This is a genomic window from Thalassolituus sp. UBA2590 (assembly GCF_002339775.1).
Taxonomy (GTDB): Bacteria; Pseudomonadota; Gammaproteobacteria; order Pseudomonadales; family Oceanobacteraceae; genus Thalassolituus.
In genome coordinates, this window is the sequence record NZ_DDKU01000098.1 from 1 (window position 1) to 10,421 (window position 10,421).

General features: G+C 51.1%; 12 protein-coding genes. 5 read left to right on the forward strand and 7 right to left on the reverse strand.

Annotated elements, in window-relative coordinates:
* Both B2067_RS08950 and cobA read left to right on the forward strand, forming a co-directional pair.
* On the forward strand, positions 1-977 hold a 977-nt coding region (locus B2067_RS08950), incomplete at its 5' end, for a molybdopterin dinucleotide binding domain-containing protein (protein WP_301388179.1).
* A 4-nt stretch (positions 978-981) separates the two neighbouring features.
* A complete protein-coding gene (gene cobA / locus B2067_RS08955) occupies positions 982-1,737 on the forward strand; it encodes a uroporphyrinogen-III C-methyltransferase (protein ID WP_076514676.1) in 756 nt (251 codons plus the stop codon).
* Between the two features lie 125 nt (positions 1,738-1,862).
* On the opposite strand, the gene B2067_RS16090 is transcribed toward cobA, so the two are convergent.
* The 6 genes from B2067_RS16090 to B2067_RS08980 all read right to left on the reverse strand — a co-directional run bounded on the left by B2067_RS16090 (position 1,863) and on the right by B2067_RS08980 (position 6,258).
* Entirely contained in the window at positions 1,863-2,258 is a 396-nt protein-coding gene (locus B2067_RS16090) for an MAPEG family protein (RefSeq protein ID WP_414716533.1), read from the reverse strand.
* Between the two features lie 60 nt (positions 2,259-2,318).
* Positions 2,319-2,684, reverse strand: coding sequence for a DUF4870 domain-containing protein (locus tag B2067_RS08960; RefSeq protein WP_297532984.1), 366 nt, complete (start codon positions 2,682-2,684; stop codon positions 2,319-2,321).
* Positions 2,685-2,802: 118 nt separating this feature from the next.
* Positions 2,803-3,855 carry an NAD(P)-dependent alcohol dehydrogenase gene (locus B2067_RS08965; protein ID WP_297532983.1) on the reverse strand — a complete coding sequence of 351 codons (1,053 nt, stop codon included), beginning with the start codon at positions 3,853-3,855 and terminating at the stop codon, positions 2,803-2,805.
* Positions 3,856-3,992: 137 nt separating this feature from the next.
* Entirely contained in the window at positions 3,993-4,691 is a 699-nt protein-coding gene (locus tag B2067_RS08970) for a MipA/OmpV family protein (protein ID WP_301378487.1), read from the reverse strand.
* Between the two features lie 357 nt (positions 4,692-5,048).
* A complete protein-coding gene (locus B2067_RS08975) occupies positions 5,049-5,618 on the reverse strand; it encodes a DNA-3-methyladenine glycosylase I (protein WP_068437676.1) in 570 nt (189 codons plus the stop codon).
* Between the two features lie 10 nt (positions 5,619-5,628).
* A complete protein-coding gene (locus B2067_RS08980; protein WP_297532981.1) occupies positions 5,629-6,258 on the reverse strand; it encodes a DUF938 domain-containing protein in 630 nt (209 codons plus the stop codon).
* Positions 6,259-6,555: 297 nt separating this feature from the next.
* Between B2067_RS08980 and B2067_RS08985 the strand changes: the two genes are divergently transcribed.
* Both B2067_RS08985 and B2067_RS08990 read left to right on the forward strand, forming a co-directional pair.
* Positions 6,556-8,301: a proline--tRNA ligase gene (locus B2067_RS08985; protein WP_301388184.1), complete on the forward strand. Its 1,746-nt coding sequence runs from the start codon at positions 6,556-6,558 to the stop codon at positions 8,299-8,301.
* Complete coding sequence (locus B2067_RS08990) at positions 8,298-8,912, forward strand: lytic transglycosylase domain-containing protein (protein ID WP_301388181.1); 615 nt, start codon at positions 8,298-8,300, stop codon at positions 8,910-8,912. Before B2067_RS08985 ends, B2067_RS08990 begins: the two co-directional genes overlap by 4 nt.
* 11 nt (positions 8,913-8,923) lie before the next feature.
* Here the strand turns inward: B2067_RS08990 and B2067_RS08995 are convergent, their stop codons facing one another.
* Positions 8,924-9,169 carry a DUF2164 domain-containing protein gene (locus B2067_RS08995; protein ID WP_068437672.1) on the reverse strand — a complete coding sequence of 82 codons (246 nt, stop codon included), beginning with the start codon at positions 9,167-9,169 and terminating at the stop codon, positions 8,924-8,926.
* Positions 9,170-9,323: 154 nt separating this feature from the next.
* Between B2067_RS08995 and B2067_RS09000 the strand changes: the two genes are divergently transcribed.
* The coding region (locus tag B2067_RS09000; RefSeq protein ID WP_301388183.1) for an acyl-CoA dehydrogenase family protein at positions 9,324-10,421 on the forward strand (1,098 nt) is incomplete at its 3' end.

The following is a 10,421-nucleotide window of genomic DNA, read 5'->3' on the forward strand; positions in this document are numbered from 1 at the left end:
CAGGAAAAGCGAAATTCATTCCTGTCGTTGCAGCGCCACCGGTGACATCAGAAACAGGTCTGACCATGAACACGGGGCGAGTACGTGACCACTGGCACACAATGACCAGAACAGCGAAAGCGCCTGTTCTGGCCCGACATATTGCAGAACCTTATGCGGACTTTCACCCTGAAGATGCGATGCGTCTCGGCATCAGGGACAACAAGCTGGTCAGACTCTGGAGTAACCTCGGAGAGATTATTGTACGCGCTCATGTCCGCAGTGATATGGCGCAACGTAAGGGCGAAGTTTTTGTTCCTATGCACTGGACCAGTCGCTACGCCAGCAAAGCTCGTATGGGTACTCTGATTAACAAAGATCATGATCCAGTCTCTGGTCAGCCAGCACTTAAGATTACGGATATTGAAGCGGCCACATTTCCAACAGAGTGGGAAGGCTTTCTACTGACGAATAAAGACCTGGGTAGCCTTGATACCGATTACTGGGTTTACAACGTTACTGATACTGGCCACATGTACGAAATTAGTGGAAAAAACGATCCAGTTGAATTCATCGGCTCAGTCAGAAACCAGTTTGAGTCCGATAACTGGGTGATGTTCAGTGACCCCGCGAACCTGCATTATCGCCTGTGCCTGGTTGAGGGTAACCAACTCAAAGCGGTTCTCTTTATACATCAGGATTATGACTTCAGCAGTAGACAGTGGTTGATCGACACATTCGGTCAAAAAGAACTGTCGACTCAAGACCGCCGAGCCATTCTTGCCGGGCGCCCTCTTGGCAAAGTAGAAGACAAAGGAGCCATCATATGCTCCTGTTTTCAGGTCGGTGAAAATACCATTAGCAAAGCGATTGCCGATGGCTGTACCAGTGCAGATGAACTGGGTAGTCAGCTCAAATGCGGCACGAACTGCGGCTCCTGTATACCAGAGCTGAAATCTCTTATTGCGAAATACCAGCCCGCTGAGGCTGTGGAGTAAGACAATGAAAAATACACAGAAGCAACCCGGAAAAGTCTGGCTCGTAGGTGGTGGTCCTGGTGATCCTGAGCTGCTGACGATCAAGGCAATGAGAGTGATCAGTCAGGCAGACATTGTACTATACGACAGTCTTATTTCTGATGAGATCCTCGATATGCTGCCGCAGAAGTGCACACGGATTCATGTCGGGAAACGCTGCGGCGCGCACAAGATGACTCAAGTCGATATTCAGAAACTTCTTCTCACCAGCGCTCGAAAATATGCCCGCGTCGTCCGCCTCAAAGGTGGTGATCCGTTTATTTTTGGTCGGGGTGGTGAAGAATTGGAATATCTTCAGAAGCACGGTATCGAAGTTGATATTGTTCCCGGAATTACCGCCGCTGGCGGCTGTGCCGCCGCCGCCAAAATACCTCTGACTCACCGCCAATACGGAAATGCTCTGATGCTGGATAGCGGCCATAGTCAATTCGGTGAGTATCAGAAAAGCCAAAGCCCTACCCGCGTATTTTATATGGGCGTTAAACAGGCTGGGATGATTACCGCAAGCTTGCTGAGTGAGGGGCTTTCAGATTCTACCCCTGTCGCTCTGATTGCGAACGGAACATTACCAGATCAGGAAGTACATACGGGTGTACTGATGGATCTGCCTTTTTTAGCTGAGCGATATTCTGGCGCAGGCCCTGCTCTGATAATCGTTGGCGAAGTGGCGGCGTTCGCTGCCCGCAACCAGGTTCAGGCCCACGGTGAAGCCGTGGCGTGAGCACACCGGCGCAAGCCGGATTCCCAAGTAAGCTGTTGGTCCAATGCTGAAAAGCGAACTTTAGGACTCGCCCCACGCCGCAAGGCCTGGGGCTTTTTTTGACCTGAGATTCCGAAATTCTGGGATCAGAGAGTCAAAAGAAGTAGGCACCACATGGCCAGCACAGCCAGAAAATTGATGGTAAATACAAGGCCTCTGAGACGAACATTGTCCGTCAGGATCTGAACGCCACTGTGAATTACTCGCCCGAGAATAAATACCCAGGCCAAGCTTATAAAAACGATGTTGCTGTCCAGCTCCTTCATCATCAGGGCCAGGCAGGCTATATAGAAAAATACCGGCCATTCAAACTGATTACTCAGATTGGCTGACACTCTGGGCTCAACGCCTTTACAAAACACTGTTGCTTTTTCTGACCATTGAAGGCCCCAGACCTTTGGGGCTCTTACTATTGTGAGCAGTGAATACAAAAGCACGCACCAAGTCAGGTGAAAAAACATGGGTACAATCAGGCTGCTCATATTCTTATTCCGTATTTAACTGGCACGTTGATCCCAACCCCATTTTATACACCAACTTATTCAGGGCTTGAAAAAGGTGATGCTCATTGGGTAAATCCAAAGCTCGCCGTTATTAGCTTTGACGGCAGCAATGATAGCGAATACCAGATTCATGATGCCCAGAACAAAAAAGGCCAATGCACCAATGACAAAGATCCATAGGATAAAACAGACGACAGAGTAGATTACCAGGCTCAGTAACCAATTAGCGGTCACCTTACCATGACGATCTATCTGCTCATTCTTATCTTTATTCATGAGCCACATAACGATGGGTAATATCAAACCCAGCCCAGGAACAAGAATACTGCTCAACTGACTGAGATGAATCATAGTGCAATAGGTATTGACCGGCATCCCCCAATACTCTTCATTCGGGTCACTCATTGTCATAGCTCCTGTGTTCTATGTTTTGTATCTCTGTTCTGTGTTTGTTCACATTATCACGACGCGAAAAAAAACACCCCGACAAGCGGGGTGTTTTTTCTCACACTGCTGCTGAGAATCAGCCTTCAACAGCAAGTGACGACATGTCCATCACATAACGATGAGAGATATCACCTTTAGCCATAACGTCAAAGGCGTCGTTCACTTCATCCGGGCGAATGATCTTACACTCAGGATGAATGTTATGTTTGCCGCAGAAGTCGAGCACTTCCTGAGTTTCTTTGATACCGCCAATCAGGGAGCCAGCGACACGACGACGTCCCATAATCATAGGTACTGACATGAACTCATCCATAGGGCCAACCTGACCAACAATAACCAGCGTGCCGTCAATGTCGAGCAGTGGCGCGTAAACGGTCACATCATGCTTTACAGGTACAGTGTCGATAATCAGATCAAAAGACGCTGTCGCCTTTTTCATCGCATCTTTATCGGTTGAGGCAAGGATACCTGTCGCACCCAGTTCTTTGGCGTCCGCTTCTTTTTTGTTTGAGCGGCTGAGTACCGTGACTTCCGCACCCATGGCGACGGCGAGCTTCACTGCCATATGCCCAAGACCACCCAGGCCAATCACACCAACTCGGCTCCCTTCTTTTACACCCCAGGTGCGCAGCGGCGAGAAAGTCGTGATACCAGCACACAAAATTGGAGCGGCTTTAGACATATCCAGGGTATCCGGAATGCTCAGGACAAACTCTTCACGAACGACAATGTGCTTCGAGTAGCCCCCTTGGGTGATCGTGCCATCGATACGATCAGGAGCACCGTAAGTTGGGGTCATGCCAACACGGCAGTACTGTTCTTCGTGACCGTGGCACTGGTCGCACTCCTGGCAGCTGTCGACCATGCAGCCTACGCCAACGTTATCACCCACCTTGTAGTTTTTAACGTCTGAACCTACCTCAATGACACGCCCGACGATTTCGTGGCCAGGAACCAGAGGGTAAGGCTGAGGCCCCCAGTCGCCGTTCACTGTGTGCAGGTCGGAGTGACAGATACCGCTGAACAGAATTTCAATCGCAACATCGTTTGCGCGCAGTGCACGACGTTCAAAGTGATACGGAACCATTTCTGCATCTGAGTTGTGTGCTGCGTAACCAACAGTTTTCATGAGCGCTCCTTAGAGTCTGGGTTTCATCAGATTTCGATAGACAGTGTAAGGGTACAGCGAGTACGAGGACATGTCTGAAACAATCTGTTTCTTGCACAATCCTCCAGAAGTATCGCCTTTTGTTACTGTATAACCTCTCAGAACATTCGACCGAATGAGAGATTTACGCCAAGCGACTGCTCTGCATCGGTAAGTGGGCTGTTGGAAATTTCTTTGCCATACGTCGTATGAGTCAGCTGAAGTCGGGTCGTTCCGCCACCCAGGCTTCGAGTGAAAAAGGCAATACTGATTTCTGGGTTAGTGGACCCTGCGGGTGCATAGGCAGGACGCCAGGAACGAGCCTCTGCTTCTGTTACACCGTAGTAATAATCGACATAATCTCTGCTCTGATACTCAACACCGATACCGGGTTCTACAAATACCGAGCCGGCAGGTATTACGTATGATGCCCGGGCCGCAGTTTCATACCCAGAGTAAACGCCAAGCAGGTCGTGAATGGCATTGACGCTGAAATGCCATTGTCCGGGACGATAGGCAACGCCCACGCCTCCAGCCATAGAGTAACCTCGGTCATCCATTCCATCAAAGACAGGGCTATCGCCTTCGCTGTAGCCAGCAAACACCGGGCTTAATATCAGAGACGCAGTGACGTCCCCCGGGCGATACACATCATAAGTTGCGTACGGACCATAGAGGTTAAGTCGATCACCACGATAAATGATCAGAGGAACAGGTATGACCCGGCTATTAAAGTCGCGATAGACATCCTCGGAACCAACCACACCAACGCCCCAGGACCAGGGAGAACCTTCGGCAGCACTAAGTTGAGAAAACATTAGAACTGACGCCACAAAAGCAACACACAGACGCGACACAAATCTGAACACAGCATCTATCATTTTATTCTCTCTGTTCACCATTATTACCCTGTCGTAACCCATCGCACTGTCTGAGTCTTCATACACCAGTCAGTTCCTCTGCAATGGAAAAGAGACTCAAAACCCCGAGCCTGGTTGCTTCAGAAATTCCGTTTCTTCAACGGACGACGCCCGGCCAAGACATGGATATTTGCCTACCTGTCGAATCATCGATGAAAAAGGCGTAGGGACAGACTTGAACTTCACAGACCAAGAGGGGTCAGCGCCTTGATCATCTCCGGTAAGAGAAATGAGTCGCAGACAAGCGACTAAGCATCAGGCGTTATCAGGATGCAAGGGGCAACTGGTCAGATGATCGTTCACCATGCCCATACTCTGCATAAAAGCGTAACAGGTCGTCGGGCCGACAAAGCCGAAGCCAAGTTTTTTCAGTGCCTTGCTCATCGCTTTTGACTCTTCAGTCTGAGCCGGGCAATCTTTCAATTCTGCGTAGCGATTTATGACGGGCGACCCGCCGACAAACGACCATAGCCACTCGCTCCAGTTGATTCCGTCCTTTTCAGCTGCAACCCAGGCACGAGCATTTTTACGGATGGCTTCAAGCTTGCCACTATGCCTGATAAGACCGGCGTCGAGCAGGCAATCTTCAATCTCGTCGTCCGTCATTGCAGCGACCAGAGCGGGATCGAAGTTATAAAAACGCTGCCGGTAGTTTGGTCGTTTCTTCAGAACGGTTATCCAGCTCAATCCGGCCTGCTGGCCTTCAAGGCAGAGCTTTTCAAAAAGACGGTGATCATCGTAACAGGGGTTGCCCCACTCTGTATCGTGATACTCAACGTAGAGTTCGCCCTGCGCCCACGGACAGGTTTCGAGGTGTTTAGTCATAAAGGCTGAATCACTCGCCGGTTTCGGCTTTCTGGAACACCAGGGTTCGGTTATTGGCAGGCATTTCCTCATCTGCTCTGAGATACAGATGGAACTGACGAGCAAGAAGCAGGATCTGTTCAAAGTCTTTGATTCCGCTATCGGGATTTCTCTCCCGTAGCCACTGATCCAGATCGACATTGCCCTGACTGGTGTATTGGCCGTCATAATTGTACGGACCATATAAAAGCAGCAGGCCACCTGCTTTCAGCACCCGGCTGATACCCCGGAACATCTTTTCGACTTCCGGCCAACTAACAAAATGCACAACGTTCGCACTGAAGACCACATCGGCGTCTCGCGCAGGCCAGATATCCTGCTCGACATTGAGTTCGAGTGGATCAAGAAAACCTTTCTGTGCGGCATGCTTACGCCATTGACGGATATCTTCAAGACGCTCTTTCAATTCGGTAGGTTGCCAGCGGATTCCTGGCAGGTTGGCGGTCATGTACGCAGCGTGCTGGCCTGTGCCACTTCCCACTTCGAGGATGAAGGCATTTTTTGGGGCGTACTTGCCTAGTACGTCCAGTATCGGGCGCTGATTGCGAATGCACGCTTCAGCTGTGGGGAGTTCGGCGATCTCTGGTTCATTATTCAACAATGATCTCTCCGGGTTTCCAACGTCTTCTTATACACGTCCGTGTTTATTGGATTATCTCACAGACGCAGAATGACACAACGGCCGCACTTGTGAATCAGGCGAAATACTCAGTCTTTCATGATTCTGTTCACAAATCATACAATAGAAAGTCATACATGACAGTCCGACTAAAGGCTTGGTCGTGATCAGCCTTTACGGCGGCTCCGATGCAAACGGACTTACTAAAGGGCTTATACAGGAGCGGTACATGCTTTAGAATACGTGCACTAATTAATGACCCGATGGCCTACTGTCTCTATGCGCGCTACTCAATTTCTTATTGCGACCGAAAAAGAAACCCCAGCTGATGCGGTTGTTGTCAGCCATAAGCTGATGCTCCGCTCCGGCATGATCCGCAAACTGGCTGCAGGCCTCTATACCTGGATGCCGCTGGGCCTTCGCACCTTACGCAAAGTCGAAAATATCGTTCGGGAAGAAATGGACCGTGCTGGCGCACAAGAGATTCTGATGCCTACGGTCCAGCCAGCTGAGCTGTGGGAAGAATCTGGCCGTTGGTACCAGTACGGCGGTGAGCTGATGCGCCTCAAAGACCGCCATAACCGGGAGTTCTGCTACGGCCCGACCGCTGAAGAAGTGGTCACAGACATCGCTCGTAATAACCTCAGCAGCTACAAGCAATTACCGATGAACCTGTATCAGATTCAGACCAAGTTCCGCGATGAGACCCGCCCTCGCTTTGGTGTCATGCGCGCGCGCGAGTTTACGATGAAAGATGGCTATTCCTTCCACGCCAACGAAGAAAGCCTGCAGGAAACTTACGAGCGAATGCACGAAGCTTACAGCCGCATTTTCAACCGCCTTGGCCTCGATTTCCGTCCCGTATTGGCTGACACGGGTTCCATTGGCGGTGCGTCATCGCACGAATTTCACGTACTGGCAGAGTCCGGTGAAGACGACATCGCCTTCTCTGACAGCTCTGACTACGCAGCAAACGTTGAGCTGGCTGAAGCACTTGCTCCTGCTGGCGAACGTCCCGCTGCATCGAAAGAACTTGAGAAAGTATCAACCCCAGACGTCACGAGCATCGAAGACGTCGCCGCTTTGCTAAACGTTGCCACCAGTGATGTGCTGAAAGCCATCGTCGTGCGCGGTACCAGCGAAGCGGAAGACGCAGAAGAAGGCGAAGCCGGTGAGCCAGTGGTGCTCTTCCTCCGTGGTGATCATCAGCTGAATGAGATCAAAGCCGAAAAACTTCCGGGCGTTCTCAGCCCGCTGCAGTTTGCCAGCGCAGATGAAGTCCAGAAAATCGGCGGCGTTGCTGGTTTCACAGGCCCTCGCGGTCTCTCAGCCCGCGTTTATGTAGACAGGTCTGCCGCACACATGGCGGATTTTGTATGCGGCGCAAACGAAACCGATGCGCACTTTACAGGCGCAAACTGGGGCCGGGACGTTGAAGAAGGTACGGTCGCCGACCTCCGCAATGTCGTTGCTGGCGACCCAAGCCCGTGTGGCAAGGGTACGCTCGATATCAAACGCGGTATCGAAGTGGGACACATCTTCCAGCTGGGTACGAAATACTCCGAGGCGCTAAAGGCGACTGTACTGGATGAAAACGGCAAAGATCGCGTCATGATGATGGGTTGCTATGGTATCGGTGTGAGCCGGGTTGTTGCCGCCGCGATTGAACAAAACAACGACGACAACGGCATCATCTGGCCAGACGCTATCGCTCCTTTCCATGTGGGCATTGTGCCGATGAACATGCACAAGTCTGAGGCCGTAAAAGAAGCGGCTGAGAAGCTTTATAACGAGCTGACCGAAGCCGGTTTTGAAGTGTATATGGATGACCGCGATAAAAAGACCAGCCCGGGTGTGAAGTTTGCTGACATGGAGCTGATGGGTATTCCTCACCGGGTAGTAATCAGTGATCGTGGTCTCGAAGCCGGTGCCCTGGAGTACAAGCACCGCAGTGCCGAGGAAAAAGAAGAGATCGCAGCTGACAACGTGCTCAATGTTCTGAAAGAGCGGATCAAACTCGGATGATCCCCTGCCAGTACGCCTGCCGTAAATACCGCTCCCGATTGCTCTGGTGCGGTATTACTGTACTGATGCTGCTGGCACTTCCCTCTGCAGCGATGACCAGTGCTGACCCTGACCCGGAGTTAAGATCAGCCCTGATGGAAGCCGTCAATGCTTCCGATTCCTTTGGTGACCAGTTCGATGCTCAGGTCTGGCTGATGGACATGTCAGGCCGACTGAAGCGTTACCGGAACATGCGCGACGACAAGATCCGCCTTGATTTACTGCGCATGGTGCACCAGGAGGCAACCAGAGCCGGTCTACAGCCTGAGCTGGTTCTCTCTGTTATTCAGGTTGAAAGTGCGTTCGACCGCTTTGCCCTGAGCTATGTCGGAGCCCAGGGATATATGCAGGTGATGCCGTTCTGGAAGAATGAGCTCGGCAGAACTGAAGACAATCTCATGGATACACGCACAAATCTGCGCTACGGATGTACGATCCTCAAACATTATCTTGACCGCGAAAAAGGGAACCTGATTCGCGCCCTTGCTCGCTACAACGGCAGTCTGGGTAAAACCAAATATCCCGAAAAAGTGCTTATGGCCTGGGATAAATACTGGTTTGTTAACTACTGAGGCTGCTCTGCTCACCGGACAGCTTTCTCCAACTGCATCAACTCATCTGAGATATCGCGAAGTTTTTCAGACATAACGGTTTCTGCATCGTACAGCCCCCGGTTATAGAAAAAACCACCCATTTCTTCTGCGAAGAAATCAATCAGAAACTCCGCCTGAAAGCCACCCAATTCCTGATCCAGCTCCTCGCGGAAGTACATTTTCACCTTTTGTACCATCTGCGCCTTCTCTTCAGAAGTGAACTCCATCTTATCCATACCGTCGTACCTATAACTATTGCAGTGCGAGCCTGCAGTGAATCGGGGCGGATGAACATGTCTGTGCCAGATTAACTTGTCAATCAACACAATCCTTTACATTAAATTAATTCTTGTATAGGTTTTGTATTGATATCAACTTTCGGAGATCGGGATGTTTCTTATTACCCTCCTCAGCGTCTTAGTGGCATTCGCCGCAGTCATGTATTTCAACCCGGGGCTGTTAATCGGCTCTGCGATATTCACTGCCGTCTGGTTAACCACTGGCTTGATCACACCAGCCATGGTTCACCCTGTCACTCTGGTGCTGCTCGCAGGCGTTCTGGCTGTGCTGAACGTGCCGCAGCTGCGCAGGGCCGTACTGACAAAATCGGCCTACAAAACCATTTCAGGCGTCATGCCCCAGATGAGCCAGACCGAGAGCGAGGCTCTGGAAGCTGGCACAACGTGGTGGGACGCTGACCTGTTTCAGGGGAAGCCTGATTGGGAGAAATTCTCTTCGATCACCATGCCGACACTCACCAAGAAAGAGCAGTCGTTTATCGACAACGAAGTTGAAGAGCTCTGCGGCATGTTGGATGAGTGGGAAATCCATCACTACCGCAAAGATCTGCCACCAGAGGCCTGGCAGTTTCTGAAAGACAAAGGCTTCTTCAGCCTGATCATTCCAGAAGAGTACGGCGGTAAGCACTTCTCACCGTATGCTCAAAGCCGCATCATGAGCAAAATCGCATCCCGCTCCATCACGGGTGCCGTAACGGCGATGGTTCCCAATTCACTCGGCCCAGGCGAACTGCTTGCAAAATACGGTACTGACGAGCAGAAAAAGCGCTGGTTGCCCGGACTTGCCAAAGGCACCGAGATTCCATGCTTTGGTCTGACAGGCCCGGAAGTAGGATCTGACGCAGGTGCGATCCCCGATCTGGGTATCGTTTGTAAGGGCGAGCATGACGGTAAAGAAGTACTTGGTATTCGCCTCAACTTTGCCAAACGCTGGATTACACTTGCGCCGGTGGCAACGGTAATTGGCCTGGCATTTAAGCTGCGTGATCCGGACGGCCTGCTGGGTGATCCGGATACCCAGGATTATGGTATTACCTGTGCCCTGATTCCGGCTGATCACGAAGGCGTTGAAATCGGTCGTCGTCACTACCCCGGTGCACCATTCATGAATGGGCCGATTAATGGCGAAGATGTATTTATCCCCGTTGACTGGATCATCGGTGGCCCTGAAATGGCCGGTAAAGGTTGG

Bases quoted from the DNA above. Each gene is read 5' to 3' on its own strand.
- cobA (WP_076514676.1), top strand. From the start codon at position 982: ATGAAAAATACACAGAAGCAACCCGGAAAAGTCTGGCTCGTAGGTGGT.
- B2067_RS16090 (WP_414716533.1), bottom strand. From the start codon at position 2,258: ATGAGCAGCCTGATTGTACCCATGTTTTTTCACCTGACTTGGTGCGTG.
- B2067_RS08960 (WP_297532984.1), bottom strand. From the start codon at position 2,684: ATGAGTGACCCGAATGAAGAGTATTGGGGGATGCCGGTCAATACCTAT.
- B2067_RS08965 (WP_297532983.1), bottom strand. From the start codon at position 3,855: ATGAAAACTGTTGGTTACGCAGCACACAACTCAGATGCAGAAATGGTT.
- B2067_RS08970 (WP_301378487.1), bottom strand. From the start codon at position 4,691: ATGTTTTCTCAACTTAGTGCTGCCGAAGGTTCTCCCTGGTCCTGGGGC.
- B2067_RS08975 (WP_068437676.1), bottom strand. From the start codon at position 5,618: ATGACTAAACACCTCGAAACCTGTCCGTGGGCGCAGGGCGAACTCTAC.
- B2067_RS08985 (WP_301388184.1), top strand. From the start codon at position 6,556: ATGCGCGCTACTCAATTTCTTATTGCGACCGAAAAAGAAACCCCAGCT.
- B2067_RS08990 (WP_301388181.1), top strand. From the start codon at position 8,298: ATGATCCCCTGCCAGTACGCCTGCCGTAAATACCGCTCCCGATTGCTC.
- B2067_RS08995 (WP_068437672.1), bottom strand. From the start codon at position 9,169: ATGGATAAGATGGAGTTCACTTCTGAAGAGAAGGCGCAGATGGTACAA.